Raw genomic sequence first — 20,899 nt, 5'->3', positions numbered from 1 at the left:
GGGGCGCGCCGTTCACGGCGCTTCCGCGCGCGCCCACCGGCCGCGGCGATCTCCTCCCGCTCCACAGCCCGCCCTGGGTGAATGCTTCGCCCTGGCAGCAACCTGGCCCGTTGAACCTGCCATGCCCCTTTGCAGACACGCCCTCCAGCGGCGTGAACGCCGCGTCCCGGCGCTGCCGCGCGCATCACCTCAACCTGTGGATGCGTGCGATTGAGGAGGCGCCGCGAAGTGGGTCCACTTCCGGAACGGGATCTGGCGTGTTCCGGTGCATCCAAAGGCTGTTGATGACCGGGTAGTCGTGGTAACTCAAACAGCCCTGTCCGCTGTAGCGCAGGCTGCCCAGCCTGCGGGGCGACGAAGGGAACCAGGCGCGTGGAGAGGATGGAAGTGCCTCGTTCTTCGTCATGTCTTTCTCATCCAGGCCTTTGCAAATCTTCACGACGTTCAACTGCCGTTTTAAGGTTAAATTCCAGCTCGCCTCCCATTCCAAATTTCGTCAGTCTCCGCCCCATGATCGATTCCCGTTCCACCCGCCGGTTCGCGGCCCTTGCTTTCATGCTCGCCACCCTCCTCCCCGACCCTCTGCGCCTTGAGGCCGCCATGGGCGTGGGTGCCAAACCTCTGACTGGTGCCGAAATCCTGTTCGACGGCACGCGAAAAATGCTCGATGAGAAGTGGACTTATTGGATGGGACCGCGCTTCGCGTCCACGCTCCCCATCAAGTGGAAGATCGTCGAGGATCCGGTGGACTCCGGCACGGTCATGATGACCGATGACCCCGCCGCGGCAGGCGGCAAGTACGGAGCCGCCGATATTGTCACCAAGAAAGAATTCCGCGATTTCCGGCTTCATGTCGAATTCCTGATCATGAAACCCGGAGGGAACAGCGGGGTTTATCTGCAAAACCGCTACGAGATTCAGGTCCTGGACGGCGACAAGACCAAGCATGGCATGGGGGCCATCATCAATGAAACAGAATCGCCCTACGACGCCTATCTCGGCACCGGAAAATGGAACGCCTACGACGTCGTGTTCCGAGCGGCTCGCTTTCAAAACGGCAAGCGCGTCGAAAAGGCTCTCGTCACCGTGTATTTCAACGGCAAGAAAGTCCACGTGAATCACCCCATCCACAAAGTCTGGGGCGGAGCGAACTCTGGCCTCGACGGTGGCAGGGAGGGCGGCGAAGGGATCACCGACGTTCCCGGCGGTTTGAAACTGCAGGCCGAAGGCCACGATGTCCGCTATCGGAACATTTGGATCAAGCCGCTGGACTTGAGGGAAGCCAACACCGATCTCGCCGATTGATCCAAGTCAACGCGGGGCGTTCGGATGGCGGATGTCCACGGCTTCGCACAGATACACCACTTCCTCGGCGAAGTTCTTGGCGTGGTCCGCCACGCGCTCCAAGGCCTTGGAGATCACCATCAAATGCAAACAGCGGCTGATCGTGACAGGACGCTCGACCATGTAGCTCGCCAGTTCCCGCTGCAATTGCTTGTTCAGAAGGTCCACCTCCTTGTCGCGGGGAATCACCTGCCTCGCTCGCTCGGCGTCCAGGGTCACAAAGGCCGTGAGGGCTTCGTGCAACATGGCCAAAGCGAGCTCGCTCATGCGAGGGATGTCCACATAAGGTTTGAGCTGGGGCTCTTGATTTAAATCGAGAGACCGCCGCGCGATCGTCGTCGCCTCGTCCCCTATCCTCTCCAAATCATGGGAAATCTTCATGGCCACCGTCACGGTGCGCAAATCCCGGGCCAGCGGGGCCTGCGCCAGCAGTGAAATGGACTTGTCGTCGATCTCAATCTCCAGCCTGTCGAGCTCGCGGTCGTCCTCGATCACTTTGCGCGCCAGGGCCTCGTCCCGGTCCACCAGCGCCTTGATGGCGTTCCCCACCGCGGCCGCCCCGCGGCTCGTCATGGCCAGCAGAAGGTCCTTGAGCTCTTGCAATTCCTGTTCAAAATGATGGGTCATAAGATGGCTTCGCTTCTCCCCGCGCCGGCCTCGTCGCTCAGCCGAAACGCCCGGTCACATAATCCTCGGTCTGTTTCTCGCGCGGATTGGTGAAGATCCTCCGAGTGGTCCCGAATTCGATGAGCTTTCCAAGATAAAAGAAGGCTGTGTGATCCGAAATGCGCGCCGCTTGCTGCATGTTGTGAGTGACAATCACAATCGTAAACTCACGCTTCAACTCCAGAATCAACTCCTCGATGCGGGAGGTCGCAATGGGATCCAGGGCCGAGGCCGGTTCATCCATCAAAACCACCTCGGGCCGGATCGCAATGGCGCGCGCAATGCACAAACGCTGCTGCTGACCGCCGGACAGACCCAGCGCGCTGGAGTGCAAACGGTCCTTCACCTCTTCCCACAGGGCCGCCCCCCGCAAGCTCGTCTCCACCGCAGTCTCAATCTCGGACTTCGTGCGCACCCCGGCCAGCCTGAGTCCATAGGCGATATTCTCGAAAATCGATTTCGGGAATGGATTCGACTTTTGGAAAACCATCCCGACCTTTTTTCGCAATTCGATCACGTCCACTTCGGGCGCGTGGATGTCCTGGCCGCCGATGGAGACCTTTCCCTCAATGCGCACGCTGTCGATCAAATCATTCATCCGGTTGAAACAGCGGAGGAAAGTTGATTTCCCGCACCCGGATGGCCCGATCAAGGCGGTCACCTCCTTCTCCGGTATCGTGAGGGTGATCTCCTTCAGCGCTTGCGTTGAGCCATAATACAGGGAGAGCCGCTCTGTCTCGATGAGCGTCGACGCGGGGGGGGCGGCGCCGTCCGCGGCGCGAGGCACCAGACTTTTGGGCACGATGGAATCAGTCATGCGGGTCGGAAGATCTCGTTGATTTAGGACAAGGAGCGCAGCTTGCGCCGCATCTGCGCCCGAACCAGGATCGCCACAAAATTCAGCAGAAAAGTCAGCCCCAGCAACACCACCACGGTGGCATATAAAATCGGACGCGTGCGTTCGATATCCGGCGATTGGGTGGACAGAATGAAAACATGGTAGCCCAATTCCATAAACTGATCCGTCAAGCGGGATGGGAGTTCGGCCATGTAGTAGGCCGCGCCGGTGAACATGATCGGCGCCACTTCGCCCGCCCCCCGGCTTACCGCGAGAATGCTGCCGGTCATAATGCCCGGGAGGGCCTGAGGGATGACGATTTTCATCACCGTCTGCAGTTTCGTCGCTCCGAGCGCCAAGCTGGCTTCCCGCAATCCGTTTGGAATCGCTTTCAACGCCTCTTCCGTCGCCACGATGACCACGGGCAGCGTGAGGATGGCCAGGGTCAGCGCGGCCCAGAGGATCGCCGGCTTCCCCCAGACTGGCTCGTCTGCCTTTCCCAGAATCGCGTCCATGTTTTGGCCCACAAAGTTGATAAAGAACCCCAATCCAAAAAGCCCGAACACGATCGAGGGCACCCCTGCCAGGTTGTTCACGGCTCCACGGATGACCCGGGTCATGACCGAATTGCTCTGGGTGTATTCGGTCAAATACACAGCCGTGATCACTCCCACGGGAACGACGGCGATGCTCATCAAGATCACCAGGGCCGCCGTGCCAAAAATCATCGGCATCACGCCCGCGTGATCCACATTGAACATGTCTTTTTCCGTGCCCCCCGTCACAAAGCGCCAGGACAAGCTGGGCCAGCCGAAATAGGCGATGTTGCCCAGGATCACGAACAGAATGGCCACAATGAGCAGCGTCGCGAGCCCGGTCAGCGCCGAGAACCCGTTCGACGCGTAGTCGAACCGCACCCGGGCAAATGGATTCCCGCCTTTCGGAATCGTCATGGCTTCGCCCCCCAAGCTATGCCTTCCCCTCCATGCGCGCCTTCAGTCGGTAAATGACAAGGTCGGCGATAAAATTCGACACGAAGGTCACCGCAAACAGCAGGGCTCCGATCATGAACAAAATCCGGTAATGGTGGCCTCCAAAAACCGTCTCCGCCAGCTCTGCCGCAATCGTGGCCGTGATCGTCCGCGTGGAATCGAAAAGGCTCAAGGACATGATGCTGGCATTGCCGCTGGCCATCAGCACAATCATGGTTTCCCCAATCGCCCGGCCAAATCCCAGGACGACGGCCGCGAACACCCCGGGCATCGCCGCCGGCAGCACAATCTGCCAGGCGGCCTGCCACGGCGACGCTCCCAGGGCTAGCGCCGCCTGCGTGTAACTGCGAGGCACACTGGTCAGGGCATCCTCCGCGATGGAAAAAACCACAGGAATAATTGCCAACCCCAAGGCCATACCCGCCACGAAAGCGTTGAGACGGGATTGATATCCCAGCACTCCTTGCAACACACTGGCCATCACTAACAAAGCGAAGAAGCCCAGCACCACGGAGGGAATGCCCGACAGCAGTTCAATGCAGGGTTTGACCCATTCCCGAATCGTCGGACGGGCCAGTTGGGAAACATAAATTGCGGCCGCCAAGGCCAGGGGAACCGAAAACAACAAGGCCACGCACGTCGCCTTCAAACTCCCCAGGACTAAAGGCACAATGTTATATTTGTGAATCCCTGACACGGGCTGCCAGATGTATTCGGGCTTATCGTATCCCGTCCATTGATGCGGACCCAGCAGGTAACGCCAGGAGGTGGTGTTCAACGCCGCATCCTTGTCGTTCGGAATCTCCTTCTGCTGCTCCACCTTCACCTCCATCAACGCCTGCATCGTTTCCCGATCCATCTCCGCGAACTGCTTGGCAGACAACCCCAAGTACGACCTCAGCTGTTCCTTGGGCATCTGGTCCATCTGCTCGACTGGAATGACCTCCTGGACCGCCGAGCTGCTCATGCTCCCCAGGAAGATGGGGAGGCCCTCGCGCATCACGAAAAGGAAGATCAGAAAGATCATCACAATCGCCGAAAGGGATACCCCGAAGATCACCCTCTCCGCCAGCCACTCCCAAAGATTCGCGCGGTGGCCGCGCCGAATCCCCATCCATCCAATGGTGCGCTTCGCGTCCACCCGCTCAGTTCCTCAAATGCTTGGGCAGCGGGAAATACCCCACGTCCTTCACCACCTTTTGCCCGTCTTCCGTCTGAATCCAGCCGAGATAATCACGGATTTCACCCTTGTCCAGGGCGGGGTTGACGTAGATGTAAAGGTAACGCCAAATCGGATACTTCTGGCTCAACACGCTCTCCTCGGTTGGTTCCACGGCGGGCGATCCGGAGTCCTTCTTAATCTTCAAGTGCCTGGCACCCGCCCCGTAGGCCGCCCCGCCGTACCCGATGCCACGCTTGTCTTTGGCCACGGCCTGCAAGACCGCCGCCGTCCCCGGCATGGTCTGGGCCGAAGAGGCAAAATCTTTGCCCTTGAGAACGTGTTCCTTGAAAAACTCGTAAGTACCGGAACTGTTTTCTCGGCTGTACACCGTAATCGGAGCGTCTGCCCCGCCCACGTCCTTCCAGTTCTTGATCTTGCCCGTGAAGATTCCTTCCAACTGCTCCATGGACAACTCCTGCACCGCGTTGTCAGCGCTGACATAGATGGAAAGGCCGTCCACCGCCACTTTGTACTCGGTCGGACGTTTGCCAAACGCCTTGATGCAAGTCTCGATTTCCTTCGCGCGAATCTTGCGCGAAGCGTTACACAAATCCGTGGTCTGATTCTGCAAGGCCGCGAATCCAGTGCCCGTGCCCCCGCCGGTAACCTGGATCTTCGTGCCCGGGTTCTTCCCCATGTAAGTCTCAGCCCACTTTTGGGCAAGAATAACCAAGGTGTCCGATCCTTTGACCGTGATGTTACCCGCACGCACGGGGATAAGCGCCAGCAGGACCGCTGCCGCCATGAGGAACTTCTGTTTCATGTTTTGTCTCCTGATGATTAATGGATAAGTGATTGTTGAACCCGTGTTCCAAATAGGTTTCGCGACGGATCGCCTAGAACTTCCAGGCCGCGTCCACCTGAATGCGATGCATCATACTCTCGGAGTCCGCCGGCGACTCGTTGATCGCTTCCATGCCATACCATTTGGCAGATAATACCAACGAATCGAACGGGGAATAGGCTATCCTCACCACGTGCCCTTTCAAATTGGTGCCGCCACCATAGCCCCCTCCCAGTGCCGAGTTCGGCAGCGCGGTCTGATAAAAGGTCCCCGTGTCCGAGTCGGTGAATTCCTCATACCAAGCGTCGGCCCCCAGGAATTTGTAAGTGTAGGAAACATCCCACAACCCCTTCTTGCCCGACTTCCCAAACAACACCCCTAAACTGAATCCTTCATTGCCCTCAGCAGCGTCGATATTGCGCAGATAGTCGCCCGAGAGCCTGATCGGAAACGGCCCCTCATACATCGGGAAAGATTCGAGGGAGTAGGTCAGGCCCGCGTCCGCGTAAACCAAGCTGAAGTCGTGGACCGGTGCCTCATCCGCCCCGCGGGTGTTGCCCCGCTGCGAGTTGGGCACATCCCGGTTCTTGAGGTTTTGCTCTTTTTGAATCGCCAGCAGGCCGGCACCGAAGGACGTGGACACATGCTTGTTCCACATCGAATCCAGTCGCAATTGGGTTCCCGCCAGCCACGGATCCTGGCTGTTCCCACTCAGCTCGTCCAAGGCAAAGCCGGCTGTTGCCCACTTGGCCACATGGTCCTGGCTGAGATTGTAACTCAGAGTCACGGCCACCCCTTCAGGCGTGTAATCGTTGTCGAAGACGAGGTCCGAGGTTGTGAAAGGATTCTCGATCTTCCCTAAAGCGACGGAGCCGCTCCAGTCCGGGGTGTGCAGCGGCGACCATTTGGCATAAGCCAAATCCAGGAAAATGCCCTTCTTGGAGGCGTTATTCTGAAAAGTCTGGTTGTTTGAAATGGGATCAAGGCCGGATCCCAGCGCCGCCGCCGCTCCATCCAAGTCTCCGGATCCGAGGCGGAAACCCACCTCGAAGTCATTCTGAAGATTGGCGGTGACACCGAATCGCAGGCGATACCGCATGCGATGGCGATCCACGCTCGCGGGATTCTCGGCGTAGAATCCCTCGAATCGGCCGCGCATATCCCCGTTGAATTTCAACGCCGTCACCCAGTCGGGTAGACCCGACTTGACTGAATAGGCCGTCGTAAATCCCTTGTCGGCCTCGTCTCGCAGTTCTTGGGCTTCCTTGGAATTCAGGATCCCCTTTTCCACCAGTTTGTCGATGAGCGCGTCAGCCGACTGAGCCTGAGCGCCCGGTATCGCGGCACCCGCCGAAGCCAGCAGCGCGGCCATCGCAATCCTCGTTCTTGTCGTTTTCATGGTTCGTGTAGTTGCACCGAATGCCGGCAAGCTAGTGAGAGGGAGTGACACGCAAAGGTCAGCAATGTGACAATCAGGTTACGATCACAATGCGTTCTTCACTGTTATCGGTGGAATAGAGCGAACGGACAGGGCGGAGCCGGCGCAGGACAGTCCCGCCGGGACGAACGAGGGAGCGCGGCTGGGTCGGAGACCAGCCGCAGCGCGCGGACAGGCCTGAAAATCTTCATCCTCTCCCTGCGAAGAATGAGCGGGGAGAGGATGAGGAGAGGGGTAGGTTGAGCATTCCCCTCTCTCCGGCTCTCTCCCCACTCGTGCCTCGCGGGGCGAGACGGAAAACGGTTCTCAAGTTTCGATGGATCACCCTGCGGATCCGCCTCAATTTTCGGCAGGCCTCTGACGTTCAAGCTTTTGCGCAGCTCGACGCTGCTGAATCGCCGTTTCCAGGCTTATCTGCGGCATGGGGGGTCACCCGGGCTGGCACCTTTCGCACCAAACGGTCGTCCTGCCTCCCACCACGTCCCGCTGCAAGGGTTTCCCATCGCGCGGACAGCATCCACCTTGCTTCCAGCGGTGCCGAAACAGCCAACTCGAAGGCGGATCTGAAAAATCGGGTGCCACATGCTTCAAGGCTCCCAAACTTACACTCCGCGTCTGCCTCCAAAGCGTCGCCAGTTCCTTCTCTCCCAAACGGGCCGCCTGAGTCCGAGGATGCATTCCAGCCCTCCACAGAATCTCATCGGCCATCCAATTGCCGACGCCCGGAAATCCTGCTTGGTCCAACAATGCAGATTTGAGTGGAGTGCGCGCGCGCCGACGCAGAAAGTCACAAACCCACTGGAAGGAGAACGCCTCGCTATGGGGTGCGGGCGGCAGAAGCGACCACCACTCCGGCCATCCCGAACTTCGCTCAAAGCGCAACCGGCCAAAGCAACGCGGATCGGAGAAAACCAGGGATCGCGAGCGCTGCTTCAACATCAAGTGATCGTGCTTGCACCTTGCATAAGCTGGCGATTCACAGCGCAATGAACCCGTCATTCCCAGATGAACTCCCAGCCAGCATCCCCCGGAAAACCCAAAAAGCATCTGCTTCCCATGGGAGTGCGATTGTTCCAATCGTTTTCCCTTCAAAGCCCCTTCCAACTGGGTCCCGTCCATCCCGCGGAAGACACGTTTGGCCACACTTAGCTCAAGGCCCAGGACCCTCCCGCCCAAGCCGGGATCCCACTGGCGCCGGTAATATTCCACTTCCGCGAGCTCAGGCATCTTCGACTCCCTTCTGCGCAAAGCCGATCGCCGGCTTCCTCGTTCCTTGTCTCCCGGCAGTCCTGCTCTTCATGGATATGATGATTCTCATCCCGGCATGCTTGATCGATCCGCTGGATCCAGTAGGAATGGTGCGCAGCCCCTTGTGTCAACGACCGAATTGACAGCGTTCCGCTTCCCACCATCTTTCCAGGAACCGACATGAACATAGAGCACGTCGAAAACCTGATCGACTACCTCAGGTTTCGAGAACTTATTCCGCGGTGCGAATCTCCCTCCATCAGCTTCCTCACGGGTGGCGTTTCCAATCGCACCCTCCTCCTGCATCGGCCGGGAGGCGAATCGTGGGTGATCAAGCAATCCCTGCCCAAACTCCGGGTTCAGGACGATTGGCACGCGGATCCCGCCCGCATTCACCGCGAGGCCCTCGCGCTCCAACACCTTCCTTCGCTCCTCGGCGCTTCCTCCACCCCTGAGTTCCTGTTCGAAGATCCGACCCTCCATCTCCTGGGAATGCGCGCCATCCCGCAGCCTCATCTCAATTGGAAAGCCGCGCTGCTCGCCGGAAACATCTCTCCCGCGCTCGTGCGCGAATTCGGCTCCCTGCTCGGGAGGCTTCACTGCCAAAGCCGCGAACAACGTCACAAGCTCGAACCCCTTTTCGCCGATCGCCGCTTCTTCCATTCCCTCCGCCTTGATCCCTACTACCGAACCGCGGCCGGCAAAACGAAGACGCACCGCTTCATGGAATCTCTCATCGAGGAATGCCTCGCCTCGCCGTCGTGTTTGGTCCACGGAGATTACAGCCCCAAGAACCTGCTGGTCCGGCACGAACACCTCATCCTCCTGGATCACGAAGTCATGCACTGGGGCGACCCCGCTTTCGATCTCGGATTCGCGCTCACTCATATGACAGCCAAAGCCATTCATCGCCCCCAAGATGGAGCCCTTTTTCTCTGCGGCCACCGGTGGTTCTGGCAAAGTTATCTCGAGGCAACCCCCGGTCTGCCGGCCGATCCCGCCTTCGAATCACGAGTGGTCCGCCATCACCTCGCATGCCTGCTGGCGCGTGTGGACGGACGCTCGCCGCTCGAGTATCTCGATCACGCTCAGCGCGCCCGCCAGCGCGATCTGGCCCTCCGCGCCCTCGAACAGCCACCCGCCTCCGTTCCTGAATGGTTTCAGGTTTTGGATCGGGAGTTGACGCGCTAGCCTCAGGCCATGTTTCAGATCACCGAACTCCGATCGCGGGAAATCCTCGACAGCCGGGGCCACCCCACCGTGATGACCCGTTGCACCCTCGCCAGCGGCGCACGCGGCGAGGCGTCCGTTCCCTCCGGCGCCTCCACCGGCAGTGCCGAGGCCAAAGAGCTCCGCGACCAAGACCCGGCCCGCTACCGCGGACTCGGCTGCCAGCTTGCCACCACCAATGTGGAAGGCCCCCTCTTTCACGGCGTGCGCGATCGCAAGTTCCTGGATCAGGAACAACTCGATCAGAGTCTAATCGGACTTGATGGTTCCTCCGACAAGTCCTGTTTCGGCGCCAACGCCATCCTGTCCATCTCCTTGGCCTTTGCTCGCGCCGCGGCCTTTCAGCTCGACCTCCCGCTTTACGCCTACTTTGCGAAACTGGCGGGCACCTCGCCGCGCCATCTCCCCCGGCTCACGGTCAATCTCTTCAGCGGAGGCAAACATGCAGGCGGTCAGTGCCCGCTCCAAGACGTGTTGATGGTGCCGAGTTCCGCCCGCGACACGGACGAATCGCTCTCCATGTGTCACAAGGTGTATTATGCCGCCGCCGATGACCTCGCCCGAAAATACGGGACCCGGCTCCTCCGCGCGGACGAAGGTGGCCAAGCACCGCCCTTTCCATCAGCCGAAGCCATGATCACCGACGCCATCGCCGCGATCGAGCGGGCGGGCTTGCGGCCCGGGCATGACATGGCGCTGGCCATCGACGCCGCATCCAGTCACTTCCACCATCAGACCCGCTACCGCTGGGGAAGCCGTGAACTCGAAAGCGAGGCGCTGATCTCAGAATATCAACGCTGGGTCCACGAGTATCCCATCGTGAGTTTGGAGGACGGGTTGGCGGAGAATGACTGGCCTCATTGGCCGGCTCTGCGAAGGTCCATCGGCGACCGGTCGCTGGTCGTCGGGGATGACTTGCTCTGTACTCAACCCCATCGCATCCGCAAGGCGGTCGCCCTTCAAGCCGCCAACGCATTGCTGCTTAAGGTCAATCAAGTCGGCACGCTCTCCGAAGCCCTCGAAGCGCTTCACATTGCCCGCCACGCCGGCTGGCAGGTGACGGTCAGCGCCCGCAGTGGAGAAACGGAAGATCACTGGCTCGCCGACCTCGCGGTGGGTTGGAACGCGGACCAAATCAAGATCGGGTCGATCACGCAATCGGAGCGTTTGGCGAAATACAATCGACTCCTCGCCCTCGAATCCGAAACTCAATTACCCCTCAATCCGTGGCCCGGCCCCGCCGTCGAGCCCGGATAATTCATACTGCGCTTGAATCCGCGACCGTGTGTCGCGTGAGGGCACGCGGCCTACAATCGCGCCTGCCTCTGTGTTCGTAGGCCCAGGCCAAGCCCTGCTGCCTGGCGCGCGTTCGGCGATTCCACGCGTCGTCGCGGTCAGGGCGGCGAGTCGGAATGGTTTATCGCCAGGACCGAGCGAAGTTTCAGGAAGGGCAATGGCCGTTCTAAGCAAAAGAACTTCGCCGGGCCGGGATGCGGAACGGTGAGTAACTTCATTATCAAGTTCGTCCGGAGGTTCAAGCACGACGCGTGGCGGTGCATCCCGATGTTGCCGGTGATGCAGGTAGGGCGCGTCCGTCCCGGCGCGCCGCCGGAGCATGATGTTTTGCATTCCGTGGGCGGCGGGCTGGGACAGGCCCGCCCTACCAACAACATCGGGATGCACGGGACGCGTGGCGAATATGTTTTCCCTTCGTGGGGAATCACCGAGTATCCTCCATGTTCATGAGAATCGGGATTTCCCGTTGCATCGCGCTCATCGCCTCCGTCCTTTCCGTGTGGAGCACGGCCTCGGAGCCGATTTTGCCCGATTCTCCCGCGGCGCCGACCAATCATTGGGCCTTTCAGCCCCTCGCGGACAAGAACTCACCGGCGGTTTCTGATTCGGCGTGGCCTCTCAACAGCATCGACCGGTTTATCCTGGCCAAGCTGGAGCAGCACCAACTCCAGCCCGCGCCACCTGCGGACGCCGCGACGCTTTGCCGCCGACTCTATTTTGATCTTACCGGACTGCCCCCTTCACCCGCGGAACTCACGGCCTTCGAACGTTCGGCCGCCGCCCATCGCCAGGCGGCCACGGCAAACCTCGTCGAGCACTTGCTCGCCTCGCCTCGCTTCGGCGAACGCTGGGGCCGGCATTGGCTGGACGTGGCGCGCTATGGCGAGTCCCTGACTCTGCGAGGGTTCATTTTTCGCGAGGCGTGGCGGTATCGGGATTACGTCATCGAATCGTTCAATCGCGACACCCCGTTTGACCAGTTCATCCGCGAACAGATCGCGGGCGACTTGCTGCCCTATGACTCACGCGATCAACACCACCGCCAGAGGGTCGCCGCCAGCTTCCTTGCGCTGGGCAATACCAACCTCGAAGAGCAGGACAAGAAACAGTTGGACATGGACGTCGTGGACGAACAGCTTGACACGGTCGGCAAGGCGTTCCTCGGTCTGGCCATCGGCTGCGCGCGTTGCCACGATCACAAGTTCGATCCCATCCCCACGCGCGATTACTACGCCATGGCCGGCATTCTGCGGAACGCGCGCCTTCTCAAGCACGCCAATGTCTCCGAGTGGCTGGAGTTCCCGCTCCCCGTTGAACCGGCCCAGGAGGAAACACTGCGCCGGCATGAAGCCGCCATCGCCGCACTCGAGGCGGAAATCGCGTCCGCCAAGGAATCCGCCAAAAAGCTCGCCGCGGGCCCGGGCGCGGTTGGTGGAACCGGTTCGTCACCGGCCATGAGACCCAGCGTCGTTCCTCCGAACCAACTTCCGGGCCTCGTGGTGGACAGCGCGCAGGCGAAGGCCGTCGGCCATTGGAAGCACTCGACTTACTCGCGCCACTACATCGGTGACGGTTACTTGCACGACGATCAGCAAAGCAAAGGGAGCATGACGCTGAGTTTTGCGCCCGAGATCACCAAGGCAGGTCGTTACGAAGTTCGCTTTGCCTACCAGCCAGGAACCAGTCGCGCGACCCAGGTGCCTGTGACCATCTTCCATGCGGACGGCGAAACGCTCGTGCGAGTCAATCAACAAGAACCGCCTTTGCTGGACGGTCGCTTCGTCTCCCTTGGCGAATTCCGTTTCGAGGCCAACGGATTCGGCTACGTGCTCGTCAGTAATGAGAACACCCGAGGCCATGTCACGGCCGACGCCGTGCAGTTCCTCGATGCCGCAGCGCCGTCCGTCGCTCGATTCGCCAAGGACAGCGCCGCATCCAGTCGACCGCTCCCGGTCACTCCGGAGCCCAAGGCTCCCGACGTGAACACACTTCAAGCCCGGCTCAAACAGATCAAGGAGACCGGCCCCAAGCGTCCCAAGACCATGGGCGTGAGCGAAGCAGGCCCATTCGAGAACACTCGCATCCACATCCGCGGCAGCGTTCACCAATTGGGCGAGCTCGCGCCCAGGGGATTCCTGACCTTGGGCCGGACGATGGCGCCGCCCAATCTGCCCTCGACTGAGAGCGGTCGGCGGCAACTCGCGGATTGGATCGCCAGCCCGGCTCATCCGCTCACCGCTCGGGTCTATGCCAATCGCGTCTGGCTTTGGCTCTTCGGAGAAGGTCTGGTTCGTTCGCCGGACAACTTTGGCATCACCGGCGAGGCCGCTTCGCATCCGGAACTGCTCGACTACCTCGCTGCACGTTTGATCCAACACGGTTGGAGCACCAAACAGCTCGTGCGGGAAATCGTCCTCTCGCGCACTTATCAGCAGGCCTCCTCGCATCCCTCTCGGAACGCGCCCCGATCCGCCAACTCCGCCGACTCATCGAGCAGCATGGCTGATCCGGAAAACAGACTGCTCCGTCATGCTCATCGCCGACGGCTTACGGCCGAGGCCTTGCGAGACGCCATCCTGACGGCAAGCGGAGGACTTCGGCTGGCTGGCGGTGGGCCGGCCTATCCCGCAACGTTGACCGCCGATTTTGGTTATCAATTCACGGGAGCTGTCCGGAGCGTTTACGTCCCCGTCTTCCGCAACGCCCTTCCTGGATTGTTTGAGGCCTTCGATTTTCCCTCGCCTGGATTGGTCACCGGAAAACGCAGCTCCAGCACGGTCGTCACGCAGGCGCTCTTTCTGCTCAATGATCCCTGGGTGCGCAGCCAGGCGCGCGCCGCGGCGAGGCGAACATTTGACGCAGCCAGCGATAACCCGGCACGCGTCCGGTTCGCCTACCGCGCCACACTCGGGCGCTCTCCGAAGGATGCCGAACAAGAAACTGCCCTGCGACACCTCGAGAAGTCTGGTGAGGCGACTCGTGACGAAGCCTGGACGGAGCTGCTCCACGCGCTCATCGCCAGCGGCGATTTCCGCTACCTCGATTAGTGTGCTGTTCATGAATTGGGTGGGTCTTTGTTGCGCCGCTTGGGCGGTTCTGGCTCGGCGCGACGAGGGAGCCTACCCGCCAGCGGTCTGTGACCGAGGAGCAACCACGCCAGAACCGCCCAAGCGGCGCAGCCCTTCGGGCGGCGAGTCTTTCGGCCGTGGGGTGAGGCATTTTGCTTTTCCTCACGCAGAGGCCGCGAAGGACGCAAAGGGCGGAGCGGAGTTCTGTCGGAGCGCCCGTAGGCTGTTCACGTCAAGGGGCCAACGCGCAACGGTTCTCACGGAGCGACGGCGGAATGAACATGGAGAAGCATCCTTGAACCGATGACCCCGTGAGTGAAATGGGCTTCGGATGCTTTCGCTCCGTGTCTCTGTGCCTCCCGGTGTGACCTGGCAGAGTGAAATTCCTTTACAGGCCGATCGCAGAGCACGGGCATCCCACCGTTTTCCCTCTCGCCCCGCGAGGCACGAGTGGGGAGAGAGTCGGAGGGAGGGGAATGCTCAGCCTACCCCTCTCCCCGCTCATTCTTCGCAGGGAGAGGAAGAAGCTGGTGGGGAATGTTGAGGTCAACGCCGCGCTCCGGCCTGCAACCTGTGGCCGCACCATGCGCCGCCAACAAGAGGGCTCCGACGGGCACCGAATCTTCACCCAGACCCGCGATTCGGATGACGGGAGCGGGTCGGAAGACCTCCATGACCCATGGCTCCAAGTTTTTGGCCACTGCGGCCCTGAGCGGTTCACCCAGGAGAGAGAGTCCGCCTCCGAGCACAATGGTTTCCGGGTGGAAGAGATGGGTGACGTGGGAAAGGGCGAAGGCGAGGTCGGCGGCGGTTTCCTGAAGGATGGAGTTGGCCAGGGGGTCGTTCTGGTGGAGAGCTTCGCCGAGGAAAGCCGCTTCACCTCCAGAACGGCCTTGGGTCAACCTTCCGAGCAGGCAATCCGGGGTTCTCTCGATGGCCGCGCGGATCTTGCGATCCACCGCCCAGCCGGAACAGCGGGATTCCACGATGGCGCCGCTGCGATCGAGCCGAAGGTGGCCAATCTCGGCTTCGCCCGGTCTGGAGCCGTGGTAGATCTGGCCGTCCACCACCAAACCCCCTCCCACCCCGCTGCCGAGTGTGGTGTAGAAGACGGGATTCGAACCTCGACCTGCGCCTGCCAGGGCTTCACCCAGGGTGGCGGTGTTGGCATCGTTTTCGATGATCGCGGGAATTCCGGCGAGGGCTTCAAGCCAGGCACCCAACGCGAATCCCGACCAGCCTTCCACTTGATGGGAACACGCGATGGATTTGCGGGCGATGTCCACGGGTCCGCCGAATCCCGCGCCGATGGCGATGGCGCGATGTTGTTGGGCGAGGCTGGGCAGAGCGCCGACGATTTGCGCTTGAATGCCTTCGGCGCCGGCGCGGGAGTCCACGGCGAAGCGCTGACGTTCGATGATTTCGCCTCGAGCCGTGCCGGCCACCAACTGGAGTTTGGTTCCGCCAATTTCGATTCCAACATAGCGCGGGGATTCCATGGCTCCCGTCGTCATAGCAACGGTTGTCGAGAGGCACAAGCGGACTTCCAGCAATCTGGCTCAGGAACCTGATCGGGCTGGACGCAACCCCCGCAGAAAGTCCGGGATGGTCTCATTACGCCCGAAGCGCGGCTGGGTCATCCTTCGACCCGCCGAAGGACGTTGAAAAATCTGGGGACTTCCGACTTGTCCGCGCGCTGCGGTTGGTTTACGAAACAGCCGCGCTCTTCCCAATGAGCATGGCTGTTTCTTGGGTCCCTGCGGGACTGTCCTCCGCCAGCCCGCCCCGTGGAACCAGAAGTTGTCTGTAATGTGGCGCAGGCTGCCCAGCCGGCCGTATCGCCGACGGCCCGTCGGCCCGGCGGGTGAAGAACGAGGCCCTTCCATGCTCTCCACGCGCCGGGTTCCCTTCGTCGCCCCGCAGGCTGGGCCGCCTGCGCCACAGCAGACAGGGCTGTCTGCGCGACCAAGACAACCCGGTCACCAACAACCTCTGGATACACTCCAACCCACCGCAGCCGTGGTCCCTCGATTGACATGGGGGCGTGGCGTTTCTAGTTTCGGTGCGCATGCAGGCCCTTTTCGAGTCGCTGGTTGAATTGATCCGGCGGACTTCCGCCGAGATTCCGGAGGACGTCCATCGGGCGTTGCTGGCGTCGTTGGAGCGCGAGAAGCGTGGGACGATCGCGGAGTCGGCGTTGAAGATCATCGAGCGCAACATTGAACTGGCGAAGCAGAAGTCGCAGCCGATCTGCCAGGATACGGGCAGCATCTTGTTTTATGTGGAGGCTCCGGTGGGGTTGGACCAGATCGCTTTCGAGGAGACGGCCCGGGCGGCTGTGCGCGAGGCGACGAAGCGGGGGTATTTGCGTCAGAATTCCGTCGATTCATTGACGGGGGTGAACGACGGCACCAACGTGGGGCCCGGCTCGCCGGTGGTGCATTTTCATCAGCACCGGGGATCGGAATTGAGCGTGCGGTTGATGTTGAAAGGGGGAGGGTGTGAGAACGTGGGCGCGCAGTATTCGTTGCCGCAGGAGAAGTTGAAGGCAAACCGGGATTTGGATGGCTGCCGCCGGGTGATTTTGGATGCGGTGCTGCAAGCGCAGGGGAGGGGATGCGGGCCGGGCATTCTAGGAGTGTGTATTGGCGGAGATCGGGCCACGGGGTACGAGGCATCGAAGACTCAATTCTTGCGAACGCTGGGTGATGCGAATCCGGTGCCCGAGCTGGCCCGCCTCGAGCAAGAGGTCTTGAACACGGCGAACGATTTGGGGATTGGCCCCATGGGATTTAGCGGACGAACCACGTTATTGGGCGTGAAGGTGGCGGTGTTGAACCGGTTGCCCGCCTCCTTTTTTGTCAGTGTGAGCTACATGTGCTGGGCCTTTCGCCGGCAGGGGGTGAGGCTGGACGAGGGGGGAAGGATCGAGTCGTGGCTGTATTGAGGTGATTATGATCGTTCTCAAAGCTCCTTTTACCGAGGCCTCCATTCGCGCGCTTAAAGTGGGCGATGAAGTTTCGCTTTACGGCACGGTTTTCACCGGCCGGGATGCCGTGCACAAGTATTTGCACGAGGGAGGAGCGCTTTCAGAGGCGGTGCGGCTGCGGGACGGCATCATTTATCATTGTGGTCCCGTGGTGATGAAGGATGCCTCCGGCGCCTGGAAAGTGACGGCGGCGGGTCCGACCACATCGATTCGGGAGGAGCCTTATCAGGGGCAGATTATCCGGGATTTCGGGGTGCGGGGTGTGATTGGGAAGGGGGGGATGGGCGAGAAGACTTTGGCGGCTTGCCGGGAGCATGGTTGCGTGTATTTGCATGCCATTGGCGGGGCAGCTCAGGTGCTGGCGGAGTGTGTGAAGGCGGTACGAAGTGTCCATTTCTTGGAGTCATTCGGATCGCCGGAGGCGATTTGGGAGTTGGAAGTCGAGGGATTTCCAGCGGTGGTCACGATGGACGCCCATGGCCGGTCGCTGCACCAGGAAGTCTTTGAAGCCAGCAAAGCCGCTTTGGAGGCCAGGCTCTGACCTGATTCAGGGCTGTGCTTGGAGAGCGGATTTCTCAAGGGTGTTTTCGCGGATCTGCGAGCCCCGTTTGGGGAGTGGAGGGGGTGGGGAAGGAGTCCTCATGATCGCCAACTCTGGGGTTGAGGCGGTTTCGCATTTTTGGTCTGATGGAGGACAAGCGGGTGGACGTTCATTTGCGGATTGCCGCCCGTAGATCCGGTTGGCAGGCGTTTTGCTATTACCGTAGAGCCGGCCCGCAGTCCAGTTTGGCGCTAATTCTTGAAAGAGCGATTCATTGAGGCGTGTATGAACCAAGCGATTAAGCGTCGAGTTGTGGGGGGTGTCCGCTAAAGGAGGGCGTTCACGCTGCCGGAGGTGATCATCGCCATGGCGATTACGGCCGTGGCGTTGAGCGGGATCATTTACGGTTACATCAGTTCCGCGCAGCGGGCCGAGTGGTCGGCTTATTCGATGGCCGCTCATTCCTTGGCCATGCAGAGGCTGGAGCAGACACGGGCGGCGAAATGGGATCCGCAGGCTTGGCCGCAGGTGGACGAGTTGGTGGCCACGAATTTTCCTGACCAGGTCAACATTCTCGACATTCCGGTGCAGCTCACGAACGCCGTTTACGCCACGAACTTCACCCTCATCAGGGACGTCTCGACGAGTCCGGCATTGAAATCCATCCGGGTGGAATGTGTCTGGCGGTTCATGGAGCGGGGATTGTTCACCAACACCATTGTCACTTATCGCGCGCCCGACCAATGAAAATGGAAATCGACACGCTGAAATCGCGAGCCGGGCTGTCCCGCCGCTGGTTGGATCAGATCGCTTTCACACTGACGGAAGTCCTGATCTCTTCCGCGATCCTCTCCATGATCGTGCTGGGGGCGGTGACCGCCCATTTGGTGGGCATAAACATGTATCAAATGACCAAGGCGAAGCTGGGCGCGAGCGACGAAGCTCGATCCGCGGTCAGCAAGCTCGTCGACGAAATCCGGGCCGCCAAGACCCTTCGCGTCGGGAATGGCGGGTTGTCCACCTTCACCCAGGCTGCGGACAACACCCCGCAGATCGGCAATTGCGTGCAGATCTACATGAGCACCAACACCAACAATTTCATCCGTTATTTTTGGGATTCGAGCGACAAGATCCTGAAGCGGACCACGAACGGATCGACGGCGGCTCAGGTGGTGGCGAATTTTATCAGCAACAACCTGGTCTTTTCGGCGGAGGATCACCTCGGGAATGTGATCACGAATCCGCAAAACAATCGGGTGATTGGCATGAATCTCGAGTTCTTTCAGATCTAATATCCCATTGTCACCATCGGACCGGGCGGGCTTTATGACTATTATCGATTGAGCACGCGCATTACGCGCCGGGCGTTGGAATAGGACCTTTCAAACCTTGATACCGATATGAAAACAAATCTCTTGTCATGGCCAGGCCGGACGGAACGTGGTTTCGCTTTAATGCTGGTGATGGTGTTCACGGGCATCAGCTTGTTTGTTTTGGGCGGTGCGCTTTCCTGGACCGCCCAGAACTCGCACTTGACCTCGCGCAACAATGATATTTTCACCACGGCGTTTGCCGCGGAGGCCGCCACGGAAAAGGTGCTGGCCACCATCGCCAAGGATTTTCAGGACGACGGGGAGGCCCGAGTCTACGCCAACCTGTCGGACTACAAGGATCTCCGGCCGAAAAAAAGGGAGGAACCTTTTTGGGAGGATTTTACGTTTACGGCTCCGGGGGAATCGACTGAGGACGCGACGGGCGACACCGGCCGCATCTATGTCGAGCGGCGGACTTCGTGGGGGTTGACCGAATTGACTTCGGTGTACGCGGGATTGCGTGCCAACGCGTCCTCGTATCGGGTGATTGCCAATGCGCGGATGAAACGGGACCACGGCACGCCTGCCCGCGCGGGAGTGCTCCAGGATTTTCAGATCGCGAGCATTCCGGTTTTCCAATTCGCGATTTTCTATGGGTTAAACATGGAGATCAGCTGCGGCCAGCCGTTCAATGTGACGGGGCGGGTGCATTCCAACAAAAAACTTTATGTGTGTCCCGACAACACCCTCACCTTCCAGACGCATGTGACTGCCGTCGGGGACATCACCTTTGGCCGGGCGCCGGGGGATGGACGCGCGGCCCCTCGAGGGACCGTGACCTACATGGGTGATCATGACGCCAAGGTGGGAGCCTTGACCCTGCCGATCGGAACCAACAACACGCCCGGCGCGGTCCGCGCGATTGTGGAGATTCCCCCGCCCGGGGAATCTGCCGCCTCGCCGATGGGCCGCCAACGCTACTACAACAAGGCCGACATGATCATCGTGGTATCGAACACCACGGTGACCGCATCGAGCGGCAATTTTAATGGATTTGGCACGGCCATTCCGGCCAGGCAACTCGCCGGCTTGATCAATACGAATTCCGCCTTTTGGGACGCGCGAGAAAGCAAGTGGGTGCGGCCCCTGACGATTGACGTCGGGCGATTGAAGGATTGGAGCGCCACCAACACAAGTTTGCGTCCCGCCATGGGTAATCGCGACGTTCGTCTCGTCTATGTGGCGGATCATCGGACGGTCAATACCAACACCGATTTGGTCGCGGTGCGCTTGACCAACGGGGCTGCTTTGCCCGCCACGGGTCTGACGGTTGCAACCGAGCGCCCGCTCTATGTTCAGGGCCATTACAACGCTCCGGTGGCAGACCGTGGGACAAGCAACACACTTGCATCGCTGCCCGCCTCGCTCGTTTCTGACGCGATCACAGTACTTTCGGAGGCGTGGACCGATCCGACCAGTGCGTTGGCGGTGGGGAGTCGGCTTGCTGCGCACACGACGGTGAATGCCGCGTTTCTTTCGGGGATTGTGGAGACCCCGACTTACAGCATTTACAGCGGGGGCGCGGAAAATTTTCCGCGGTTTCTTGAGACCTGGGGCTCGACCCGGACCTTCACCTACAACGGATCGATGGTGGTCGTGTTCCCGAGCAAATATGCGATAGGGCGGTGGGGGTTGACCAGTGTCTATTCTCCGCCGAAGCGCAATTGGGCGTTCGATCTTAACTTCATGAATTCGGTCAAACTGCCTCCTGGAACGCCCGAATTGCGCACCATCGTGAGAGGCACCTGGTCTTTGATTCCGCCCGGCGAGACCATTCCGGCAAGTTGATCCCGACGAGCCGGGGGTTGACCTGAACCTCTTTGCTCTTTAATCCTTCTTCATGCGTTGGAAGATTTCGCCCTTCGGGCTT

Annotated in this window: 17 protein-coding genes and 1 pseudogene; 9 read left to right on the top strand and 9 right to left on the bottom strand. The window is 60.3% G+C overall.

Annotated elements, in window-relative coordinates; genetic code table 11:
* Nucleotides 1–184 precede the first annotated feature (184 nt).
* Nucleotides 185–439 carry a hypothetical protein gene (locus FJ404_02755; protein MBM3821805.1) on the bottom strand — a complete coding sequence of 85 codons (255 nt, stop codon included), beginning with the start codon at nt 437–439 and terminating at the stop codon, nt 185–187.
* A gap of 71 nt (nt 440–510) precedes the next feature.
* On the opposite strand from FJ404_02755, the gene FJ404_02750 reads away from it, so the two are divergent.
* Nucleotides 511–1,305 carry a DUF1080 domain-containing protein gene (locus FJ404_02750; protein MBM3821804.1) on the top strand — a complete coding sequence of 265 codons (795 nt, stop codon included), beginning with the start codon at nt 511–513 and terminating at the stop codon, nt 1,303–1,305.
* Between the two features lie 6 nt (nt 1,306–1,311).
* Here the strand turns inward: FJ404_02750 and phoU are convergent, their stop codons facing one another.
* From phoU to FJ404_02715, 7 genes are all read right to left on the bottom strand, one after another.
* Entirely contained in the window at nt 1,312–1,971 is a 660-nt protein-coding gene (gene phoU, locus FJ404_02745) for a phosphate signaling complex protein PhoU (GenBank protein ID MBM3821803.1), read from the bottom strand.
* 37 nt (nt 1,972–2,008) lie between these two features.
* Entirely contained in the window at nt 2,009–2,827 is an 819-nt protein-coding gene (locus tag FJ404_02740; GenBank protein ID MBM3821802.1) for a phosphate ABC transporter ATP-binding protein, read from the bottom strand.
* A gap of 23 nt (nt 2,828–2,850) precedes the next feature.
* Nucleotides 2,851–3,801: a phosphate ABC transporter permease PstA gene (pstA, locus tag FJ404_02735; protein MBM3821801.1), complete on the bottom strand. Its 951-nt coding sequence runs from the start codon at nt 3,799–3,801 to the stop codon at nt 2,851–2,853.
* Nucleotides 3,802–3,817: 16 nt separating this feature from the next.
* Nucleotides 3,818–4,807 carry a phosphate ABC transporter permease subunit PstC gene (gene pstC, locus FJ404_02730; GenBank protein MBM3821800.1) on the bottom strand — a complete coding sequence of 330 codons (990 nt, stop codon included), beginning with the start codon at nt 4,805–4,807 and terminating at the stop codon, nt 3,818–3,820.
* A gap of 178 nt (nt 4,808–4,985) precedes the next feature.
* The gene (locus FJ404_02725) at nt 4,986–5,825 is read right to left on the bottom strand and encodes a PstS family phosphate ABC transporter substrate-binding protein (GenBank protein ID MBM3821799.1); all 840 of its coding nucleotides are present in this window, start codon (nt 5,823–5,825) and stop codon (nt 4,986–4,988) included.
* 73 nt (nt 5,826–5,898) lie between these two features.
* A complete protein-coding gene (locus FJ404_02720; protein ID MBM3821798.1) occupies nt 5,899–7,245 on the bottom strand; it encodes a hypothetical protein in 1,347 nt (448 codons plus the stop codon).
* 468 nt (nt 7,246–7,713) lie between these two features.
* Nucleotides 7,714–8,511, bottom strand: a complete 798-nt coding sequence (locus tag FJ404_02715; GenBank protein ID MBM3821797.1) for an Fpg/Nei family DNA glycosylase — start codon at nt 8,509–8,511, stop codon at nt 7,714–7,716.
* 201 nt (nt 8,512–8,712) lie between these two features.
* On the opposite strand from FJ404_02715, the gene FJ404_02710 reads away from it, so the two are divergent.
* The 4 genes from FJ404_02710 to FJ404_02695 all read left to right on the top strand — a co-directional run bounded on the left by FJ404_02710 (nt 8,713) and on the right by FJ404_02695 (nt 14,105).
* Nucleotides 8,713–9,723 (top strand): aminoglycoside phosphotransferase family protein, encoded by a 1,011-nt coding sequence (locus FJ404_02710; GenBank protein ID MBM3821796.1) that lies wholly within the window; start codon nt 8,713–8,715, stop codon nt 9,721–9,723.
* 9 nt (nt 9,724–9,732) lie between these two features.
* Nucleotides 9,733–11,019, top strand: a complete 1,287-nt coding sequence (locus tag FJ404_02705) for a phosphopyruvate hydratase (protein ID MBM3821795.1) — start codon at nt 9,733–9,735, stop codon at nt 11,017–11,019.
* 306 nt (nt 11,020–11,325) lie between these two features.
* On the top strand, nt 11,326–11,508 hold the full coding sequence (locus FJ404_02700; GenBank protein MBM3821794.1) for a hypothetical protein: 183 nt from the start codon (nt 11,326–11,328) through the stop codon (nt 11,506–11,508).
* A complete protein-coding gene (locus FJ404_02695; GenBank protein MBM3821793.1) occupies nt 11,499–14,105 on the top strand; it encodes a DUF1553 domain-containing protein in 2,607 nt (868 codons plus the stop codon). The genes FJ404_02700 and FJ404_02695 overlap by 10 nt, the downstream gene beginning before the upstream one ends.
* Nucleotides 14,106–14,611: 506 nt before the next feature.
* On the opposite strand, the gene FJ404_02690 is transcribed toward FJ404_02695, so the two are convergent.
* Complete coding sequence (locus FJ404_02690; protein MBM3821792.1) at nt 14,612–15,625, bottom strand: ROK family protein; 1,014 nt, start codon at nt 15,623–15,625, stop codon at nt 14,612–14,614.
* A gap of 569 nt (nt 15,626–16,194) precedes the next feature.
* Between FJ404_02690 and FJ404_02685 the strand changes: the two are divergent.
* The 4 genes and pseudogenes from FJ404_02685 to FJ404_02670 all read left to right on the top strand — a co-directional run bounded on the left by FJ404_02685 (nt 16,195) and on the right by FJ404_02670 (nt 20,817).
* Nucleotides 16,195–17,656: pseudogene (locus FJ404_02685) on the top strand (fumarate hydratase).
* Between the two features lie 345 nt (nt 17,657–18,001).
* Nucleotides 18,002–18,403: a hypothetical protein gene (locus FJ404_02680; protein ID MBM3821791.1), complete on the top strand. Its 402-nt coding sequence runs from the start codon at nt 18,002–18,004 to the stop codon at nt 18,401–18,403.
* Between the two features lie 2 nt (nt 18,404–18,405).
* Nucleotides 18,406–18,948, top strand: coding sequence for a hypothetical protein (locus FJ404_02675; protein ID MBM3821790.1), 543 nt, complete (start codon nt 18,406–18,408; stop codon nt 18,946–18,948).
* 108 nt (nt 18,949–19,056) lie between these two features.
* On the top strand, nt 19,057–20,817 hold the full coding sequence (locus FJ404_02670) for a hypothetical protein (protein MBM3821789.1): 1,761 nt from the start codon (nt 19,057–19,059) through the stop codon (nt 20,815–20,817).
* The last annotated feature ends 82 nt before the right edge of the window (nt 20,818–20,899 follow it).

It is taken from the genome of Verrucomicrobiota bacterium, from assembly GCA_016871495.1.
Taxonomy (GTDB): Bacteria; Verrucomicrobiota; Verrucomicrobiia; order Limisphaerales; family VHDF01; genus VHDF01.
The sequence above is the reverse complement of the archived record's forward strand: the minus strand, read 5'-3'. Positions and strand labels throughout refer to the sequence as shown.

Excerpts from the sequence above, each read along its gene's own strand:
- FJ404_02670 (MBM3821789.1), top strand. The coding sequence starts at position 19,057 with ATGAAAACAAATCTCTTGTCATGGCCAGGCCGGACGGAACGTGGTTTC.
- FJ404_02700 (MBM3821794.1), top strand. The coding sequence starts at position 11,326 with ATGTTGCCGGTGATGCAGGTAGGGCGCGTCCGTCCCGGCGCGCCGCCG.
- pstA (MBM3821801.1), bottom strand. The coding sequence starts at position 3,801 with ATGACGATTCCGAAAGGCGGGAATCCATTTGCCCGGGTGCGGTTCGAC.
- FJ404_02710 (MBM3821796.1), top strand. The coding sequence starts at position 8,713 with ATGAACATAGAGCACGTCGAAAACCTGATCGACTACCTCAGGTTTCGA.
- FJ404_02750 (MBM3821804.1), top strand. The coding sequence starts at position 511 with ATGATCGATTCCCGTTCCACCCGCCGGTTCGCGGCCCTTGCTTTCATG.
- FJ404_02740 (MBM3821802.1), bottom strand. The coding sequence starts at position 2,827 with ATGACTGATTCCATCGTGCCCAAAAGTCTGGTGCCTCGCGCCGCGGAC.
- FJ404_02705 (MBM3821795.1), top strand. The coding sequence starts at position 9,733 with ATGTTTCAGATCACCGAACTCCGATCGCGGGAAATCCTCGACAGCCGG.
- FJ404_02675 (MBM3821790.1), top strand. The coding sequence starts at position 18,406 with ATGGAAATCGACACGCTGAAATCGCGAGCCGGGCTGTCCCGCCGCTGG.
- FJ404_02725 (MBM3821799.1), bottom strand. The coding sequence starts at position 5,825 with ATGAAACAGAAGTTCCTCATGGCGGCAGCGGTCCTGCTGGCGCTTATC.
- pstC (MBM3821800.1), bottom strand. The coding sequence starts at position 4,807 with ATGAGCAGCTCGGCGGTCCAGGAGGTCATTCCAGTCGAGCAGATGGAC.
- FJ404_02690 (MBM3821792.1), bottom strand. The coding sequence starts at position 15,625 with ATGGAATCCCCGCGCTATGTTGGAATCGAAATTGGCGGAACCAAACTC.
- phoU (MBM3821803.1), bottom strand. The coding sequence starts at position 1,971 with ATGACCCATCATTTTGAACAGGAATTGCAAGAGCTCAAGGACCTTCTG.
- FJ404_02720 (MBM3821798.1), bottom strand. The coding sequence starts at position 7,245 with ATGAAAACGACAAGAACGAGGATTGCGATGGCCGCGCTGCTGGCTTCG.
- FJ404_02695 (MBM3821793.1), top strand. The coding sequence starts at position 11,499 with ATGTTCATGAGAATCGGGATTTCCCGTTGCATCGCGCTCATCGCCTCC.
- FJ404_02715 (MBM3821797.1), bottom strand. The coding sequence starts at position 8,511 with ATGCCTGAGCTCGCGGAAGTGGAATATTACCGGCGCCAGTGGGATCCC.